Source organism: Ktedonospora formicarum, from assembly GCF_016587355.1.
GTDB classification, from domain to species: domain Bacteria; phylum Chloroflexota; class Ktedonobacteria; order Ktedonobacterales; family Ktedonobacteraceae; genus Ktedonobacter; species Ktedonobacter formicarum.
Genome location: NZ_BNJF01000001.1, coordinates 297,239 through 315,118, shown reverse-complemented (window position 1 = coordinate 315,118; position 17,880 = coordinate 297,239). Strand labels below are relative to the sequence as shown.

The window sequence follows — 17,880 nt, the reverse complement described above, 5'->3', positions numbered from 1 at the left end:
TCACCTCCTCCAACAAAAGGGAGAAGGCCGCTCAAGCAGATGATGCATGATCGCGCGGCCTTTTATCTCCCTCGTCGATAAGTCCTATCGAGAAGGCCTGCTAGTAGTTTACTGTAAAAGAGAAAACAGTGGGTAAAAGCCAGCAGCGTACCTTGCAGAGGAAACAGCGGCTGGATAGGACGCCTGCCAAAAAGCATGTTCGCCGATCGACGCTGTTGAAAGCAACAATGAGACCGTTTGCTGAAAACAACAAGACCGCGCAGCTCCAGCAAATGGAAACCATTTTCGCGTGCCTTCAAGACGGAGTCATTGCCTGCGATCAGAATGGAAAGATTCTCAGGTTTAATGCTGCAGCTCTGAAGCTCTTTGAAGTCTCTTCTGAAGACCAGTGTCGAGGAAGAGATTACCACACATTTGTTGAGCGCTATGTGTTCCAATGCGAACAGCAGCGACCAGTTGCCCTGGAATGCTGGCTTGAAAAGCCCGGCAGCGAAGAAAGGGCTATATTCCATCCATCAGAAGCCATGTTTTTGCTCCGGGTTCCTTCGGGGCGGAAGATCGCAGTGAAGCAGTCCTGTTCACCAATACTTGATTCTCAGAAGCAAGTCAGAGGGATGATTTTTCTCTTCCATAAACTCTCGCAACGAGATCAGCAAGCCCTCAATCTCCAACGCGTTCATGAGGCAGTGCTCAATCTGACCGAGGCCATTGCCCATCTTCCTGAGCAAGATCCGGTCATGTCGCGCTATGTTTCCCCACTCTTCTCGCCTCCACAGGTCTTCATTGCTCAGCAACTGGCAGATGTTATCCGCCATGTCTTGAATTGCCATCAGGTAATGCTGAAGGCTGTGGAAGGGCAAGCAGAATACCTGCATTATGTTGCCGACAGTGGTTTCACCGCTGAACAAGAGCGATGCGAACGAGCAAAAGACTCACTCTGCATGCTCTCAGAGGCTTTTGACGCTGAACCGGTTGCTCGTTTTCACGCACACCAGGAAATTATCCTCCCTGGTGATAGCGTCGCTTTCCCGGCGAGTCTCGGCGACATGCGTTCGGAAAAGGTTCTGTTCCTCCCTCTCATTCTCAAGCAGCGACTGGCTGGCTTACTCTGCGTCTTTAAGACTGGTCGGAAGAGTGGATACACTCCCGAAGAGATCGAACTAGTGAAAGCTGCCGCAACCCAGGCAGTGCTCGTCATGGAGTGTCTCCGTGGTTTGCACGAGAAGACTGAGGACCGCATGAAAGAGAGTATGCTGCAAGAAGTACATCGCCTCAGCAATGATTTCTTGATCCTGGCCAATCACGAACTGCGTACTCCTCTGACGGGAATCCTGGGCAATTTGCAATTGGCCCAACGTTGACTAACGGCTCTGAATCGCCATATCGCGGCGCAGAAGAATGACCACATCAGCGAGTACCTTGAGCAGGCACAACAACCTCTAGTTTCAGCCAGTGCCGCTGCCTGGCTTCAGCAGCGCATCATTAATGACATCGTTGATGATGCGCACATCCAAACCAATCAGTTGGAGTTACATGTGCAGCGGTGTGATTTGCTTGCCCTACTCAAAACGGTTGTGACTGAGCAGCAGCGCCTGGCACCTGAGCACCCGATTCTTGTGGAGGTGAAGCCAGTAGCACAAACCATGCCTGTTCTCGTCGATACGGAGCGCATCACCCAGGTTTTCACGGCCTACCTCACGAATGCCCTCGCCTCTTCACCCATGAAAGCACCTGTAGCTGTGCAGGTGACGATTGAGGAGGGGATCACGCGGGTTTCGGTTCATAATGAAGGACCAGGCATCCCTCTCGAAGAGCAAAAGCACCTCTGGGAACGCTCGTATCGCTCCAAAGGAAGCGCGGTCCAGCAGGAACTGGACTTGAGTTTAGGCTTCCATCTCTATCTATGTCGAGCTTTCATTGAACAGCATGGTGGCCACGTCGGAGTGCAGAGTACCCCAAATAACGGGGCAACCTTCTGGTTTACCCTGTCGCTTGCACCATGCGCGTGAAACTAATAGAAGAGAATGACCGAACTGTATCTGTATTTCCTCACAATAATCGTCCCGCTAAATCTTCATATGCAGCACCATTTAATTTGGGAATGACAGTACATCATTTATTGGAGGGTATACCACCTGGGAGAAAAAATGTGACATTCATCTATATAGATCAATCTGAAGAGCTTTTGTGCTATTATGTATGTTCCCTCAAAGAAGAAAAAGAAACAGCAAGGAGATACGCTGGCACCGCTTCACAAGAGGTGTGAGTCTCTGTGTGCAAAGAGACACTTATTTCAATAATAATGAGCAAGTAGATGGAAAGGAGCAAGACCATGGTGGGGGAACGGCTTCTGTTTGAGCCAGTGTTGGCAGGAAGACAGAATGAATTACGCCTCTTTCAGCAGCAGTTTGTGACAAGTATGGCAGGTCAATTACTGGTAACGCTTGTGGATGGTGAGCCTGGTATCGGCAAGACACACTTTCTATGGGAAGCTGCTCAGCATGCTGAACAGGCGGGCGCTGTTGTATTATCTGGTTACGCGTCAGAAGCTGAAGGCATGCCACCTTATCTCCCTTTGCTGGAAGCGCTTGGTCAGTATATTCGCTCCGCTTCAGTTGAGGAGCTACAAGAGCAGACAGGAGCCATGGCTCCTGTGCTGGCAACGATTCTTCCTGAACTCTCATTCCGTCTGCGAGAGCTTCCAGACAGCTATAGCTTGCCCCCTGAGCAAGCCCGTTTGCGTCTCTATGAGGCAGTAGGCCTGTTTCTTGCAGCGATTGCCAGGACATCTGGTCTGGTATTGGTACTCGATGATCTGCAATGGGCTGATACCTCTACGCTGGACTTGCTCTGTTATGTCGTCCGTACTCAGCCAAGTGCGCGCTTGTTGATCTTGGGAGCTTATCGCAATAGCGAGATGACGCATCATCCAGCCTTTGGGCGTTCACTGACCGAGCTTCATCGCCTCCGACGGCTTACTCCTATTACTCTTAAACCTCTCTCCGAGGCCGATATAGGTCTGCTTGCGTTCAATCTCTTGGGCTTTTCAGTAGGCCCGCTCTTACTTCACCTGCTTGTGCTCCAGAGCGAGGGAAATCCTTTCTTTGCAGAGGAACTTTTGAGAGATTGGAGAGAGACGGGTTTTCTTGCAAAGGATGGCGAGGGAAGCCAGCCAGAGGACATTCGCACGAGGCGCCTTCCTTCTAGCATCGTGGGAGCGGTACAAAGTCGGGTTGACAGGTTAGAGACCCAGATAGGTTCTTTACTCCAGGTTGCCTCGGTTATTGGTCGCGCCTTCGCGGTAGATTTCCTTGCTGGCGTCGCTGGTCAGGATGTGGAAGTCGTGGAAGAATATCTGCAGAAAGCACTTGAGGCACAGCTGATTCGGAGTAGTCGTCCAGGCATCTTTACCTTTAGCCACGATCTCATTCGCGCGGGCCTCTATGATGGATTACCCTTCTTTCAACGAACTCGCCTGCATACATTGATCGCGCGCAGACTTGCTCTCCGGCTTCGCTCTGATCAACCCGCGACTCACCAGCTGGCGGAACTGGCTTTCCACTTTGCCCGCAGTGGTGATCAAGAGCAAAGCGCTATCTATTCCTTGCTTGCTGCGGAAGAGGCAATGCGTACCTATGCGTCTGAGGTTGCGATAGGTCATTATCGGACAGCACTTCAGCATCTTTCTGCTCACGATCCTCGGAGAGCAGAAAGTCTTCTGCGCCTGGGCGAGGCTTCATTGCAGGTGGGAGCTGTTCAGGAAGCTGTTGAAGCATTTCAGGCTGCTCAGGTCTGGTGGAAAAATTCGGGTGACAGGGTTGCGATGGGAAAGGTAGGTCTTGCTCTGGGACGAGCCTATTGGTGCCTGGAAGAGATCAATCTCGCGCGGGCGACCTTTGAACAGGCTGTCTCTCTCCTCTCCAGTACCCCTACAGTGGATACGGTGAAGGCAATGGTGGAATTGGGTTCACTGTTGCTTGTCAGTCAGCATAACTACCTTGCGGCACAACGTCACCTGGAACGGGCGCTTGATCTTGCGCGCCCGTTCGGTGATATGCGTTTGAAGGCGTCTGCCAATCGGGCATTTGGGAACGCACTTATGCGGGCAGGCAAGATGGAGGAGGGTATTCGTTTGCTGGAAGAGGCACTTGCCATCGCTGACGAGGCGATGGATGTGATGGAGGCAGCGGAGTGCTGCGAATGCCTCTTTCTGGCACGATGCTGGGCTGGTCAGCTTGATGGGTGGGAGGACTTCCTCTTCCGCTGGCTTCATTATGCGCAGCTCTGTCACGATCCATTCCAGTTGAGACATATATACTCACATCTGGCGACGTTTCACGCCCAGCGCGGTGATTGGCCATTGACTGAAGAATATCTCTTGCAGGGGCAGATGCTGACAGAGCAGCAGGGGCTTCCAGAGCCATTGGCGATGTTTCAGTGGACACGTGGCGTTATCTCTGCTTTTCAGGGAAAGCTTGATACAGCTTTTGAACTGATACAAGCGTCCATTGCTCGCTTTCGTGTGCTGGAACCTCAATCACTGGTCTGGTGGCTTGGCTGGCTGGGAATCGTCCAGGCATTACAAGGGAAACGAAAGGAGGCCCAGGCAGTGCTTGAGGAGCTAGAAACGCTGCTTCTTCCTCTGCCATCTGGGTCGATGGCGGTGGTCCATGCGCACACCCATATGGCCACGATCGTTGTCTCTCTTGGTGATAGGGAATGGGCTGAACGCCTCTATACGCTTCTTTTGCCGTATCACGGCCAGTACCATGCCATCTTAATCGACCGTTTGCTGGGAAGCCTGGCAATTCTCCTGAAAGATTTCACGGTCGCACAAGATCATCTGAAAGCCGCTGAAGCGGTGGCCCGTCGCTTTGCGTTCAATGTTGAACTGGCCTGGACGCTCGAAGCCTGTGGTAATCTTGCTTTCGCCAGGGATGGATCCAAAAACAGTGAAGCCGGGCGTAGTCAGTTGAAAGAAGCCATGGAGCTGTTCACGCAACTTGGAGATCAGATCCAGGCGCAACGCCTGCATAACCAGCTGCGCCGTTCGCCCTTTAATCTCAGCAAGCGCGAAGGTGAAGTACTACGCCTAGTCGCTACCGGGAAAAGTAACCGTCAGATCGGCGAAATGCTGGTCATTAGCGAGAGAACCGTCATCAACCATATTGTCAACATCTTCAACAAAATGGGGGTCAGTAACCGTGCTGGCGCTACAGCATTCGCCATTCGTCATAAGCTGATTGAATAACGAGAGTGTACCTGCCTGGCTGGTAGTTTCTTACTACTTTCTGTTCTGCCTCCTGTTTTCTCTTTCGAGCGAGAGTAGTAGTTTTTTGCGATGTCAGTATGACTGGAGCGTTATAGACTTCTTTCAGGCTCTGCTCCTACCTTGAGGTGGGTGCAAGGAGTACCAAACGTTCAACCAGCAAAAGCTCCGTTCTCCCTCTCAGGATGGTGCAATAATCTCGTGCTAGGGAGCAGAGCGCAAACTTGGTGAGCATGCTAGAAGGAGTCCATGGGATGTCAGTCGAAGAGAATAAGGTGCTCGTTTGTCGTGCCGTGAAGGCAATCTGGAATCGAGGCGACCTCTCGTATGTTGATGGAGCCTACAGTTCTGGGTACCTTCATCATGACTCGAATCTGCCTGCTGTGCGTACTCGTGAGGACTTCAAACGTTGGGTCGCTGAAAGCCGCAACGCTTTTCCTGATGTCCATGTGACAACTGAAGACCTGATTGCAGAACACGATAAAGTCATGTGCAGACTCATTGTGCAAGGAACGTATGCAAGCCCTTTCGGCATGCTCACATCGATACCCACAACCGGAAAACCAATCACTGTTTCAGGCGTGGTGATCTTTCGCGTTGTGGGAGGCAAAATTGCCGAAGACTGGTATCACATCGATACTCTTAGCATCATGCAACAGCTAGGCTTGCTGCCAGTGGTGAGAATAATGTCCGCGTAAAGGAAACACTGCCGTTTTTGCCGTACAGGCGTAGCACTCCATGCATGTTCAAGAACGTTGTAACGAAAACATATCATAAGTAAGAGAGGACATCATACGTGCCAAAAAACTTGAGAACCATTTCAGAACCTGCATTGACTGATGCGGTTGAATTCAACATACAAGAACTCGTCACTCTCTGGGGGCATGCCCTGGGAGCCAAATTTTATCATGAAGCTGAGGCTAGTTGGTTCACCAGCAATGTGCCCCATTGGGTCGGTAACTGGGTAACGAGAACGCATTTTACAGATGAGACTTCACCAGAGAAAATGGACTCTGTCCTTGAACGGATCCGGGCAACTCAGAAACATGAGACATTCTGGATTGTGGATGCCTCCAGTTCAGAGAGCTTTCTTGAGCGCATCAAGCAGCATGGATGGCAGGGAGGAAAAACGACGGTCTGGGCCCTGGATGTACACACACTGGCTGATCACTCTCCTTTTCCAGAGGGGGTCACTGTGGAACGGGTGACCACAGCTAACGGTCTTCAGGAATGGGTACAGACCTTTGTGACTGGCTATGGAGGTATCCCAATGTCCGTGTATCAGCGTAGCGCTGAGGTCGTCCAGCAACACGGCTTTGTGGCGACTCCCGGAGTGCACTACTACCTTGGTCGACTCAATGGCGAGCCTGTGAGTACGACCTTACTGTTTCTTGGTGGAGGTGTTTCGGGCATCTATTGTACCTCTACCCTTCCACACGCGCGACGGCGGAAAGTAGCCACTTCTGTTATTACGCAGTGCCTACTTGATACGCGTGCCATGGGCTATCATATTGCCACGTTGCAAGCCACTGCGATGGGAGCACCGGTCTATCGCGCCCTTGGCTTCAAAGAGTATGAAAACCTCAACTTTTACCGTTTGTCAGAACCGTCAAAGGAATAACATGGCTCAGCGTGTAGGCATGAGCCGAGCAAGGCTATAGAATAGATTTCCAGTGAGTATGAGGAGTAGTTTGCGGCGCGACTCCCATGCATGAGGCGTGACGATGCAAAGTGCAACTCCGTTTTTGGGGCAACGGAACTGCCCCTCAATCTTTTCCCAACAAGCAGAGGAACAGACCATATCGCAGGTCTGCTCTTCATTTTCGACACATGTATTGTTGGAAAGAAGACAATTTTCTCTTTTTGTATGCTTTCCCTTCATACAAACACGCCGCAGATTATTGACCACTCTTCCCCAAGAAGGGTTCTCGTAACCTCTAGAGTACATTTATTTCCCATAGGAAGTGCAACATATTGCAAAACATGATTGATCGCCTCTCCCATCCAGCCCTTATCGAAGCCATGGAAACAAACACAGAAGAATTTGTGTCGCTTTGGGGGCGCGCGCTGGGAGCCACATTCTATCATGAAGCAGGTGCTTCATGGTTTATCACAGGCGGACCATTTCTGCGTTTAAATATGGGGGTACAGGCTCGCCTGACACCAGATACGCCTGCAGAAAAGATTGATGATATGCTCTCAAAGATAGAAGCGCATAACGTGCCTACCTCCTGGCCTGTTGGGCCCTCTCTCCAGCACCCACCAATAGAAAGTCGTGTCAAAGCTCGTGGATGGTCAATCTTTGATACATCCGGTATGGCTAGGGATCTCCAGGACCTCGATGAGCACATTGCTATGCCTGCAGGAGTGACTCTTGAGCGGATAGACACAACAGAAGCCTTACAACTTGGGGTACAGACCATTGCTGCTGGCATGCCGTGGTCTGATGCCGGTCGCGATTATATCTTGGATGTGGTTCTGAAACGTGGATTTATCGCTCATCCAAGCGTACGCTATTACCTTGCTCGGCTCAATGGTCAACCTGTGGCGACATCAATTTTGTATCTTGCCAGCGGAGTCGCCGGTCTCTACTGTGTCGCAACGGTTCCCAGCGCACGAGGTCGGGGTATTGGTCGAGCCATATCCCACCTGCCTTTGCTCGATGCACGCAATATGGGATATCGTGTTGCCATTTTGCAAGCGACAGAAAAGGGCGAAAGAGTCTATCGACGCCTTGGTTTTGAAGAAATATGCCGTATTCACTTCTGGCAACGATAATCAAAGGGCAATCTGACCAGTGCAAAGCCTCTGTATCTGCAAAGAGGAACTGAAATTTTGTCGTTTGACGGGTAACTGACCTGGAGAAAGTGATCGGCATTCAATGTGATCACAAGGGGGGAACGAGGCCCTGGCAGTTCTTCTCTTCCGCCAGACGACAAAGCGCCAGGAGCAGGTACTGAACTATCGAGTTGACACGGGTCGACAAGCAATCTTTTTGTAGATTCTCAGATAACTACAGACCGTTTTATTTCGAACCATTGAAAGGTTTTATGATTGGTTTGCGAATCGAGTACTGAGAATCCACACTTTCACTGTATGTACCCATAAGGTATATCAAAAAAGAAAGGCATATATAGTAATGTTTACGGATTCAATGAAAGGCAACCATCTAAGCATTCGTGAAATTGAGCACTCTGCCGAGTCAGCAAGGATCTTTATACGGACCGCAGGTGCACTGGATGCAGACGACGTGCTCATTATGATTCACGGTGGTCCTGGTTTATCCCATCGTTATATGCTTGGCTTAGAGCAATTGGCAAGTCCTCAACTCACCGTTGTGAACTACGACCAGAGGGGAACTGGCCGCTCTCCTATCCTGGAACTTCAGGGAGCAGAAGCACAGGTAGCGCATTTTGCACCAACAACCTATGCACAGGATCTGGAATCCGTCCGCTCTGTGGTCGCCCAGGGGAAGAAGGTTCATATCCTCGGTCATTCGTGGGGAGGAATGGTTGCAATGTATTATGCTATTCAGTATCCAGAGCATGTTCGCTCTTTGCTGCTGATCGATAGTGTTCCTCCAACAGTGGCTGGACTGCATGCAGGGTTTGAACATTTTGAGGCACGTCTCAAAGATCTCCAGCAGCAAGGCATCGTGCCCACAGAGTTGTCTACAGATCATTTAGAGCGTCTAAAGCAGATCCTTCCCGTCTATGTGTCCAGGACCAATCCTTCGTTCGATCTTCCCAGGTTTACTGAGACAATTGATCATACTCCAGAAGTAGGAGAGCAAACCTGGAAAGCCCTGGGCGACTTCGATCTGAGCGCGCAAGTGGCAGCCTTGAAACTTCCACTACACATCTTCTATGGAGAGGATGATCCATTTGGAAGAGTGTGGGCAGATGAGACACGGGCAGCTTTTTCCAATGCGACCATCGATTTTCAGATGATTCCGGATTGTGGGCACTTTGGCTGGCTAGAGTGTCCTGAGATCTTCTTTCCCGCGTTGCAAAACTTCATTGAGCAGCATAAAGTAAACGGCTAGCGACCTCGCGAGTGAGAATGAAAAATGTCATCCAATGTGCACAATACATTGGCAAGGAAGGCGAATCCAGCGTGAAGGTAGGGATAGAACCAGCGCTCTTCTGATGAGATCCACCCTCGAAAACAGAGCGATATTCTGATAGACTGTTAGAGAAAGAACCAATTATGTTGGGCTAGCTTAAATATCACTCTCTATTTCTGCGCTAGAATAAGGAAAATCTTTAAAGTAAGGAAGGTATCATGGCAGGACATCGGATCTATACAGTAAGCTTTGCAAGTGTCTATCCCATGTACGTTACAAAAGCGGAGAAAAAAGGACGTACGAAAACAGACGTCGATGAAATCATTCGTTGGTTGACAGGATATAGCCAGGAAGAGTTAGAAGCCCAATTAGCAAAACAAACAGACTTTGAGACCTTCTTTGCGGAGGCTCCCGAACTGAATCCTTCGCGGGCTTTGATTAAGGGTGTGGTTTGCGGTATCCGAGTGGAAGACATACAAGAACCAACTATGCAGGAGATTCGCTACTTGGACAAGTTAATCGATGAGCTTGCAAAAGGAAAAGCAATGGAGAAGATTTTACGAAATTGACGCCTTTCCCTGCTTTGCTGGGTCTTGCCCAAACGAGACGAACTCCAGCCAGGTCTGACAGCCTCTCCACAGGCAGATACCGTGAGCCATACAGTCACAATATTGTGAAGTAGGCGGCTGATGCATTGCCTTGCGGTACGTTTTCATCCCTTCCTTAGAAGGCGCATCTGAAGGTGCTCTACATGCTCGTATCGCGGGTATACGCCGTGATGCGCCTGCACAAGCTTTCCGCATACCTGATCCGCGAAATCCGCGCGATCTGTGCTAAGAGTTTGCAGGTCAAGAATCTGCTCTAGAATGACACGTTGAGCAAAGCGCTCAGCGATGTAGGCTGGTTCGAGTTCGTGTCTCAACTCTCCTACAAAGCCATCTGGTATGGCAGGAACCCGGTCAAGATTGACATGTGGTATCCATTGAGGAAACGCTGTTTCGCGTGTGGGTATGTGCTCGATTCCTTGGCGTTTGACATCCGCGAATGGGACTGCCCGGAGTGTGGCATTCACCATGACCGCGTTCTCAATGTGGGCAAGAACTTTGTGGCGGCTGGGTGAGCCGTCTTGGCCTGCGGGGAGGCTGGCAGACCTGGTGCGGTGAAAACCAACCCAGGCAGACCTCAATGCGTACAGGAACCCCAACAAGGGATTGTTGGAATCCCTTGACCTTCTAGGCATGGGGAGGATGTCAATGAGGTCATCTTGCATACGACCACAAACGAAGGTTTGATAGTGACGGCGAGCAAAGGCTCTCAGATCTACCCCATCAGCCTCAAAATGACCGATGATGATTTGGTTGCCGTCCTAAAATTGTTCAGAGAGCCTTCTCGCAGTGAATGGAACAACCCCATCAAGCCTCAAGCGGAATGAACAAGGTGTTTCCGGGAATCCCTTAGCGATCACACATATAATTGCCAAGGAGGGGAGCCATTATATGGCGGTGGTAACAATAGTTGTGAGTTTAACCCACTAGGTCCTCAGACGCATCTTGGAGAGGACCATCGGTGTCGGCCGTACCAGTATTGCTAGAGTCAAGCCTAACATTATAGCCGAAGCTACCGTGTCATGACACGGAATCCGCTACGGCCGCGAAGGAAGCCGCTGCCGCGAAAGAAACCGCCACCACGATAGAACCTGCCACCTTGGTAGAAACTGCTCGCGCCACCACCGCTAGAGACTCCGCCACTCTGATAGGCACCACCGCTAGAGACGCTGCCACCCTGATAGACGCTGCCACCCTGGTAGAAACCGCCACCGCGATAGAAACTGCCACCACGGTAGAACCTCATCCCACGAAAGAAGCCGCCACCGCGAAAGAAACCACCACCACGATAGAACCTGCTTCCGCTATATAGGCTACGACTATATCCACCATACATTCCTGGGCCTCTAGGCATCGCTACCGCGTGTCCTACGCTTGAGTTTGAGTGTGATGTTGAGGCAGACACAGGAGTAGCTACACCTGCCCAAAAGAGTAACGCCGGGACTACACTCGCGACGATAAAGCAGGCAATCTTTCTCATGGAAAATGTCACTCCGTTTCTTCTCTACGTTTCAGCATCAAAAAATCTCTACTAAAGCTACTACAATACCGTTACCCGGTTTTTAATATAGAAATAGGCAAAAGCTCATAAATGAGGTTTATGTTGTCGAGATGCCAATCGCTTTTTGCTCTGGCAGATACAGAGCAAACAATGAAAATATCTCCCTTCTCCAGCCGCAGGCGGGCACACCTTGCAAACGACGCTTGACACTCCACGAGTGGAAACTGGAAAATTGAGACAGCCAGATAAGAGCAAGCACAGACAGACTCAAACCCCTTCTCCATGATGCAACCTCCCAGCAAGCTGTCTTTCGACTTGCACACGTGTTGCTCGCCTATCTCTGGTGCGAGCAGGACAAACCCGAAGGAGCACTTGCTCACTGGCATGTGGGACTCTAGCACACCACCCTATCGCACAATAATCCAACCATTCAGCGAGATGGCTTCCATTTCTTTCTTGCAATTTTTGAATGCATGTGCCATGTTCGGAGAGAACATGGGGAGTCAAAAGAGGTATGCAACTGGTTGAGCTATGCAACATGTGTCTTCTCAAGTCTGAGTGGGCAACCATCGACAGGTGTTCTTACGCTGGCCCTTCGCCGTTATCTGGTCTCGCAGGACGCTCCGGCAAAAGCCTGCGTCATTTTGTTCAACTGCAATGTATGAGTGCGTCCTATTCGTGCCTCTCGTTCGAAGGATTCCTCCTGCTCCAATCTTTTCGCTTGACTGAACTGGGATAACCAAGTGAAGAATGGTGACATCTCTGGGTATAAACCGTCTCAAGTTGAAATTTTGCTCGTCGTACTTCAAAGATTCGCGTGCTCTATTCTAGGGCTTTTTTCGCAACCTTATACTGGAGGAAGAAATGTCCAATGAGGAGGTGAACATGCGTCCACGCTTTCCATCCATAATGGAAACAGCAGCATCAAATACTAGCGCTTGGTGGCTTGTCGTGATTGCAGGCATTGCGGCAGTGGTTGTGGGAGTGTTGCTTCTCATTTCGCCAGGAACGACGCTTCTTGTGCTCGTACAATTCTTAGGAGCCTATTGGCTAGTAACTGGTGTTCTTGCTTTTGCGAACCTCTGCATTGATAGGAGGCTGTGGGGATGGAAGCTTGTCACTGGGATTTTAGGTGTTATTGCAGGTTTGAGCGTTTTACGGAACCCTTTATGGAGCGCAATCTTCGTGCCAAAATTGCTGGTGATTTTTCTGGCAATAGACGCCTTTGTTATGGGAATGACACAGAACATTCATGCGTTCAGAGGGGGCAGTTTTAGTCTCGCGATCCTGGGCATCATGAATGTCCTCTTTGCAATCATTTTGCTATTGAATCCGGTTATTGGCGTTTTTCTTCTGCCGATTGTACTGGGTATGATTGGTATCATTGGTGGTGGTCTTGCAGCTCTTCGAGCTTTTGCTTCGCGCCCGCGACAGACACCTCTCCAGCCACCTGGGGCGCAGCCCGTTTAGGACACATTTGAAGATAATGCTCTAGAACAGATTCAAACAGCAATAGGAGTTCCATTTTCTCGTTTCGAGAGAAATATGCTTACATTATGCCAAGATGCCTTTGATAATCATATTGCATATTGCGAAAACATGCAAGGTAATCTGGTTAGGTACGACACCTCGTTGGGTGAATGATTGAAATCCCTGGTGTCCATATGGGCATGATGCTGAGCGAAAATTGGATCATTTGACAAGTGAAGGTCTCTCGCGCAAAAGAGCCGCGTCAGCTACAAAGTTCTCGCATCTCTATTCAACATCATGCCTGCATGGATAGATGCGCTTCGGGAACTCACTTCATCGGATATTGCTTTCTCCCAGTCTTCGCTCTTCTCGGTTTTGTGGTTGGAGCCTGACCCCGGATCGAGGAATGGTCCATTCCCAACACATCAGATCTTATCTGATTCCTACGCCAAGCAATGTTTCACCAGAGGTGACAAGACCCTGTGACCCCTCAAACTGGTTTAACACCTGGTGTATCTCCTGCATTAATTGCTGTTGGTCAGATGCACTCAGCCGCTCGATTAACCCTGCCATTAGCATCCTTCTGCTTGCCAGGAATGCTCCGACTGAAGCGAAGTGGAGCTGGACCGGGATTGCTTGAACCGCGACCTCACGAAATCCGGCATTGGCAAGTTCCTGTGCGAAGCGCCGCTTATCCGAAAGGGAAAAGGGACCAGGGGCGTTGGAAGCATTAGAGCAGGTATTTTCTGCTCCGGTATACTTGCTGATCAGGGCAAGTGGCAGTGCATGCAAAGGATTGCGTTGGGGTTCCGACCAGACCAGGGCTGCAAGAGCCCCGCCGGGTTTCAACACGCGACGGATTTCGCTTAGGGCCTGGCCAAGCCTCTTGACTAACATCAACCCATTGCGGCAGATGGCTGCATCGAACGTTTCATCATCCAGTTCAAGCTGTTCTGCATCCATCACGCGTGTTCGGATCATAGTGAGATTCTCTTGCTGTGCGCGACTCGCTGCCACCTGAAGCATGTCAGCAGAGATGTCGGTTGCTAGCACGCATCCAGTTGGCTCCACCAGACGCGCTGCGAGTATGCTCTGGTCCCCCATCCCAGCCGCAATGTCCAGAACTCGATCTCCTGGCTTGAGTTTTGCAGAAAAGAGCATGTGTTGGGTCACTTCTTCCATACTTTGCTGTCGCCGTTCGTTTTCTTGCTGACAGTGTGTCGCCACGTCTGGTGACTGCCACTGGAGCATGGACTCGTGCTGTTCTTGTGCCATCTGTTTTTCTCCTTCTCTTCTCCCGTTGCTCTTATGTACGTCGTTCTCCCATTCATTGAGACATTTGTGGCGCGCGTTCATCTAAGCGAAAGGCTCGATCAGGTGCCAGGCGCAAGTTGATCATTACGCGAGGAGGTGGGTTACACAGTTCCAAGCATGGTGGAGAAACGCTTCACACAGCGATCACAAATGAAGATGCCTGACTCGGCTGAACTTCTTTCCGCAATGCTAACCTTCGCTGGGAAGAGGCGGGCGATCTCTTCAGCACTTTGTCCGCAGAAGGAGCAGATCTGGTGGGTAGCGGGAGGAACCAGTGCCGTGCGTACCTGCAAGAGGCTGATGCCGAGCGTACGAAGCAAGCCTGCACCAATTCCCTCCCCTTCATTTAGCAAACCAAGCAGTAAATGCATCGGGCGTATACTCTGCTCTCCCAGGCTCTTCATCTCTTCTGCTGCCAGCATGATCACCTGTTTGGCGCGAGGAGTGAGCAGCATGAATGCATCGGATGAGATGTTCGTACCCGATAGAGAACTGCTGCTCGGTTGGCCCTGTTGCGCCTGGCGATCGAAGATAAACACGATACCAGCATGAATGCGTTCAGGTGTAATCCCGTGTGGTGTCAGAAACGAAGCAAGGCTGCCTTCGCTTGCCAGGCCCCACAGCAGGTGTTCCGTGCCGATCCACCAGTGCGAAAGAGCAAGCATCTCTTTACGGGCCAGATCAAGCACACGGCTGCTCTCTGGTGTCATGAATCTAGTGAAGGAATCAAAGGGTGATTCTTGTTCTTGCATTCTGCATCTATTCCTTTCCATACTCTCAAGTTGTGCCGCGCGCCTCAGTGCTCGCAGATGCAGCACACGGATATGTCCCGTGCTTGTTCCTAACGCCTCGGCGATCTCAGCTGTGCTATATCCCTCAAGGTAGTGCAAGGTCAAAACGCGGCGATCTCGTTCAGGCAAGAGACGAAGAAGGTACTGCACACGCATCTCGGCCTGTTGAGATGCCTCTTCGACGTCATTGCGGGCTCGCAACTGCTCCTCCAGACCGCTCAATGATCGCATCTCAGACTGATTCTGCGCCTGCCAGTGATCGATGATGGTCGTCGCATAGAGCCAACCACGCACACTTTGGAGACTCTGATCATCTCTGAGCCAGCGTAGCGCCTTGAGAAAAACTGTGCTCGTGAGATCCTCAGCCACAGCGGGGTCGCCGATCTTGTTGGAGATAAAGCGTTGGAGATCGGCGGCATACGTTCGGTACATCTCCGCTAGCCAGTTCAAGCGATCCTGCCGGCGTGAGTGATTGGAGAACTGCATAGTGCTTACGATCGTTCCTTTCTGAGACGCTCAGGAGTTTCACAGTAGTATACAGGGAGGCGTTACAACCAGAAATGAGGCTCTATTCTCCTGCTAATTCATCAGACCTATGCAACAAACGTGCCAACAAGTTGTACAGGATATCACGTTCCTCAGGTAGAAGCGGCGAGAAGGATTCGGAGAGCATCTCGTTGAACACGACACGACCTTTGCCCAGCAAATCCTCTCCAAGAGGCGTGAGGCGATGGCGAAGCGCGCGACCACTGCCTGTGACTCGTTCAATCAATCCTCGCGCCTCCATTCGGGAAGCCAGGGCACCAAACGACTGATCAGTCTGGAATGTGATCTGCGCAAGCTTATGTGCGGATACATCCGGATGTTGGCTAATCGCTCTCAATGCATCCCACTGTACAAGTGTCACACCCAGTGGTGCCAGCCGAGCATCGGCAGTGCGGTGATGACGGTGTTGCAAACGTTTGATAGATTGACCAAGATTTTCGAGTTCGACTCCCATATCAGTTCTTCCCTTTAACTAATTTTATAAGTATCCTTATATAAACTTGCTTATATAAGGATACTGTGTTAACATGTTTATATAAGCAAGTTTATATTAAATGGAGATTGCTCTGCAAGAGCAAGTCAGGGGCTGCCTAAATAGAAAGGATATTTCTATGGATACCCATCCTTCTTCCTTTAAGGGTCGGACAGAACTTTTTACCAATGATTTGACAGTACACATCGACGAGCAGGGCAGTGGTCGCCCCATACTTATTTTGCATGGTGGTGGTGGACCACAGACAGTGGTTAGTCTCATAACCCCACTCTCTGAGCGCGCATATGTGCTTACTCCAACACATCCGGGTTTTGCTGGTCAGCCACGACCTGAGTGGTTCGATAGCATTGACGATCTCGCCCGCACCTATCTCGAATTACTCCAACAGCTCGACCTGCATGATGTTCTCATCATTGGTTCCTCGATGGGGGGGTGGATCGCTTCTGAAATGGCAGTGCGAGATACGGCACGCCTGAGCGGTATTGTTCTTATTGATGCCGTTGGCATTCAGGTCGAGGGTCATCCTGTCGTGGATGTGTTTTCTTTGACTCCTAATGAACTATCCGCACTCAGCTTCCACAATCCCTCCGTTTTCCGCGCCAATGCAACGACCATCAGTTCTGAACAGGCTGCGGCTACTGCTGCCAACTTTCAGGCACTCAAAGCATACGATCAGGGACTGGGAATGAGTGATCCGAAGTTAATGGGACGCTTAGGGCGTGTGAGCATTCCAGTACTAGTCATCTGGGGCGAGAGTGATCGTGTTGCCGATCTAGACTATGGTCGTGCCTATGCTCAGTCGTTTCCCAACGCTCGCTTTCAACTCATAAGAGAGGCTGGTCATCTCCCACAGATCGAGCAACCTGAGCGTCTGCTTATAGATGTCTCAGCATTTGCGGACGACATCATCGTTACGCCAAAATCTTTGTAAATACGCTGTTGGTAATCGCTTCAGCATTCCCATGTGTGGAAAGAATGGGAATGCTGAAGGCTTTTAATGATTCAGAAGAGCTATGCAGTTGCAGAGAGAACGGTCGATACGACCTTCTCCGAGAGGCAATTTTGATCTTTATGGTCAGGCGATGAGACAATACTCAGATGATTTGTATTCGTTGTGTGATCTGTTTTCTCGCTGCAAGGTCATTCACTTGTTCAATGATTGAGGCAGGGCACATCATCCATCCTCTCGATATGGTCTTTCGCCGTATGTTGCTTGCATGCTGCCCAGGATAGGATTGAAATTGAGCAAGATAGAGTTGTATTCGTTGGATCATCTGAGTTTGCTGAAAGAGCTGCGGGCTCAGGACAAGCACTAAGATTCTGCCAATATATGATCACATCTTGCTTGTGTAAGCAACTCTTAACAAGTTCCAGAAACTGTTTCTAAAGAGGTCCGTAGAAGAGTTTTTGAGAACTGGTGAACCATGCCCTGGCCTCCTTCACCAGTTCATCTTGACCAGATACCGCGCCGTTTCCTGTGGCTGTTTGCCGGGCCTGGATGCAAACAGGCTATTATACCCTGCTCATCAAAAGCATCAGCTTTGTGCTCCAGAGTAAGACGTGGCTCACCTGTCTTTTTTGCTCGTTGCTGGATCTCCGAAAAATATGACAGGACGCAATAACTCATATGCCATCTGCTTCGGCTAGAGCGTATATTACTCTATAGTTTGCCAGTCTTCAGTATGGCTCTCGTTATGGGCCTTGCACATTTTTTTGAACGGTAGACAGCCCCATCAGTATGAACAACGTAAGAGTCAGTTTCGTAGAATCGATTGAGGGATGTTTCTTCCCAATCTGCTCGCTTGCTCTCGTCTTTTGCCATCAA

Annotated in this window: 15 protein-coding genes; 10 read left to right on the top strand and 5 right to left on the bottom strand. The window is 50.4% G+C overall.

Going from position 1 to position 17,880, the window contains the following annotated elements; translation table 11 throughout:
• Nucleotides 1-128: 128 nt before the first annotated feature.
• From K3T82_RS01350 to K3T82_RS01315, 8 genes are all read left to right on the top strand, one after another.
• Nucleotides 129-1,361, top strand: coding sequence for a GAF domain-containing protein (locus K3T82_RS01350; RefSeq protein ID WP_220191709.1), 1,233 nt, complete (start codon nt 129-131; stop codon nt 1,359-1,361).
• A gap of 174 nt (nt 1,362-1,535) precedes the next feature.
• A complete protein-coding gene (locus tag K3T82_RS01345; protein WP_220191708.1) occupies nt 1,536-2,009 on the top strand; it encodes a sensor histidine kinase in 474 nt (157 codons plus the stop codon).
• Between the two features lie 323 nt (nt 2,010-2,332).
• Nucleotides 2,333-5,251, top strand: coding sequence for a helix-turn-helix transcriptional regulator (locus K3T82_RS01340; protein WP_220191707.1), 2,919 nt, complete (start codon nt 2,333-2,335; stop codon nt 5,249-5,251).
• A gap of 272 nt (nt 5,252-5,523) precedes the next feature.
• Nucleotides 5,524-5,967, top strand: a complete 444-nt coding sequence (locus tag K3T82_RS01335; RefSeq protein WP_220191706.1) for an ester cyclase — start codon at nt 5,524-5,526, stop codon at nt 5,965-5,967.
• Nucleotides 5,968-6,065: 98 nt separating this feature from the next.
• On the top strand, nt 6,066-6,890 hold the full coding sequence (locus tag K3T82_RS01330) for a hypothetical protein (protein ID WP_220191705.1): 825 nt from the start codon (nt 6,066-6,068) through the stop codon (nt 6,888-6,890).
• Nucleotides 6,891-7,252: 362 nt separating this feature from the next.
• Nucleotides 7,253-8,047 (top strand): GNAT family N-acetyltransferase, encoded by a 795-nt coding sequence (locus tag K3T82_RS01325; protein ID WP_236031218.1) that lies wholly within the window; start codon nt 7,253-7,255, stop codon nt 8,045-8,047.
• Between the two features lie 361 nt (nt 8,048-8,408).
• Nucleotides 8,409-9,314: an alpha/beta fold hydrolase gene (locus K3T82_RS01320; protein WP_220191703.1), complete on the top strand. Its 906-nt coding sequence runs from the start codon at nt 8,409-8,411 to the stop codon at nt 9,312-9,314.
• Nucleotides 9,315-9,553: 239 nt separating this feature from the next.
• Nucleotides 9,554-9,904: a DUF2200 domain-containing protein gene (locus K3T82_RS01315; RefSeq protein ID WP_220191702.1), complete on the top strand. Its 351-nt coding sequence runs from the start codon at nt 9,554-9,556 to the stop codon at nt 9,902-9,904.
• 143 nt (nt 9,905-10,047) lie between these two features.
• Here K3T82_RS01315 and K3T82_RS50850 read toward each other — a convergent pair whose 3' ends face one another.
• Together K3T82_RS50850 and K3T82_RS01305 are read right to left on the bottom strand one after the other, a co-directional pair.
• A complete protein-coding gene (locus K3T82_RS50850) occupies nt 10,048-10,542 on the bottom strand; it encodes a hypothetical protein (protein WP_476630034.1) in 495 nt (164 codons plus the stop codon).
• A gap of 410 nt (nt 10,543-10,952) precedes the next feature.
• Nucleotides 10,953-11,420 carry a hypothetical protein gene (locus K3T82_RS01305; RefSeq protein ID WP_220191700.1) on the bottom strand — a complete coding sequence of 156 codons (468 nt, stop codon included), beginning with the start codon at nt 11,418-11,420 and terminating at the stop codon, nt 10,953-10,955.
• Nucleotides 11,421-12,326: 906 nt separating this feature from the next.
• On the opposite strand from K3T82_RS01305, the gene K3T82_RS01300 reads away from it, so the two are divergent.
• Nucleotides 12,327-12,911 carry an HdeD family acid-resistance protein gene (locus K3T82_RS01300; protein WP_220191699.1) on the top strand — a complete coding sequence of 195 codons (585 nt, stop codon included), beginning with the start codon at nt 12,327-12,329 and terminating at the stop codon, nt 12,909-12,911.
• 432 nt (nt 12,912-13,343) lie between these two features.
• Here the strand turns inward: K3T82_RS01300 and K3T82_RS01295 are convergent, their stop codons facing one another.
• The 3 genes from K3T82_RS01295 to K3T82_RS01285 form a co-directional block, all read right to left on the bottom strand.
• Nucleotides 13,344-14,186 (bottom strand): class I SAM-dependent methyltransferase, encoded by an 843-nt coding sequence (locus K3T82_RS01295; RefSeq protein WP_220191698.1) that lies wholly within the window; start codon nt 14,184-14,186, stop codon nt 13,344-13,346.
• 140 nt (nt 14,187-14,326) lie between these two features.
• Entirely contained in the window at nt 14,327-15,502 is a 1,176-nt protein-coding gene (locus K3T82_RS01290) for a sigma-70 family RNA polymerase sigma factor (RefSeq protein WP_220191697.1), read from the bottom strand.
• An 82-nt stretch (nt 15,503-15,584) separates the two neighbouring features.
• Nucleotides 15,585-16,016, bottom strand: a complete 432-nt coding sequence (locus K3T82_RS01285) for a MarR family winged helix-turn-helix transcriptional regulator (protein WP_220191696.1) — start codon at nt 16,014-16,016, stop codon at nt 15,585-15,587.
• A gap of 157 nt (nt 16,017-16,173) precedes the next feature.
• Here K3T82_RS01285 and K3T82_RS01280 point away from each other — a divergent pair, with 157 nt between their 5' ends.
• Nucleotides 16,174-16,986, top strand: coding sequence for an alpha/beta fold hydrolase (locus tag K3T82_RS01280; protein ID WP_220191695.1), 813 nt, complete (start codon nt 16,174-16,176; stop codon nt 16,984-16,986).
• The last annotated feature ends 894 nt before the right edge of the window (nt 16,987-17,880 follow it).

Excerpts from the sequence above, each read along its gene's own strand:
- K3T82_RS01340 (WP_220191707.1), top strand. The coding sequence starts at position 2,333 with ATGGTGGGGGAACGGCTTCTGTTTGAGCCAGTGTTGGCAGGAAGACAG.
- K3T82_RS01335 (WP_220191706.1), top strand. The coding sequence starts at position 5,524 with ATGTCAGTCGAAGAGAATAAGGTGCTCGTTTGTCGTGCCGTGAAGGCA.
- K3T82_RS01325 (WP_236031218.1), top strand. The coding sequence starts at position 7,253 with ATGATTGATCGCCTCTCCCATCCAGCCCTTATCGAAGCCATGGAAACA.
- K3T82_RS01320 (WP_220191703.1), top strand. The coding sequence starts at position 8,409 with ATGTTTACGGATTCAATGAAAGGCAACCATCTAAGCATTCGTGAAATT.
- K3T82_RS01315 (WP_220191702.1), top strand. The coding sequence starts at position 9,554 with ATGGCAGGACATCGGATCTATACAGTAAGCTTTGCAAGTGTCTATCCC.
- K3T82_RS01305 (WP_220191700.1), bottom strand. The coding sequence starts at position 11,420 with ATGAGAAAGATTGCCTGCTTTATCGTCGCGAGTGTAGTCCCGGCGTTA.
- K3T82_RS01300 (WP_220191699.1), top strand. The coding sequence starts at position 12,327 with ATGCGTCCACGCTTTCCATCCATAATGGAAACAGCAGCATCAAATACT.
- K3T82_RS01295 (WP_220191698.1), bottom strand. The coding sequence starts at position 14,186 with ATGGCACAAGAACAGCACGAGTCCATGCTCCAGTGGCAGTCACCAGAC.
- K3T82_RS01290 (WP_220191697.1), bottom strand. The coding sequence starts at position 15,502 with ATGCAGTTCTCCAATCACTCACGCCGGCAGGATCGCTTGAACTGGCTA.
- K3T82_RS01285 (WP_220191696.1), bottom strand. The coding sequence starts at position 16,016 with ATGGGAGTCGAACTCGAAAATCTTGGTCAATCTATCAAACGTTTGCAA.
- K3T82_RS01280 (WP_220191695.1), top strand. The coding sequence starts at position 16,174 with ATGGATACCCATCCTTCTTCCTTTAAGGGTCGGACAGAACTTTTTACC.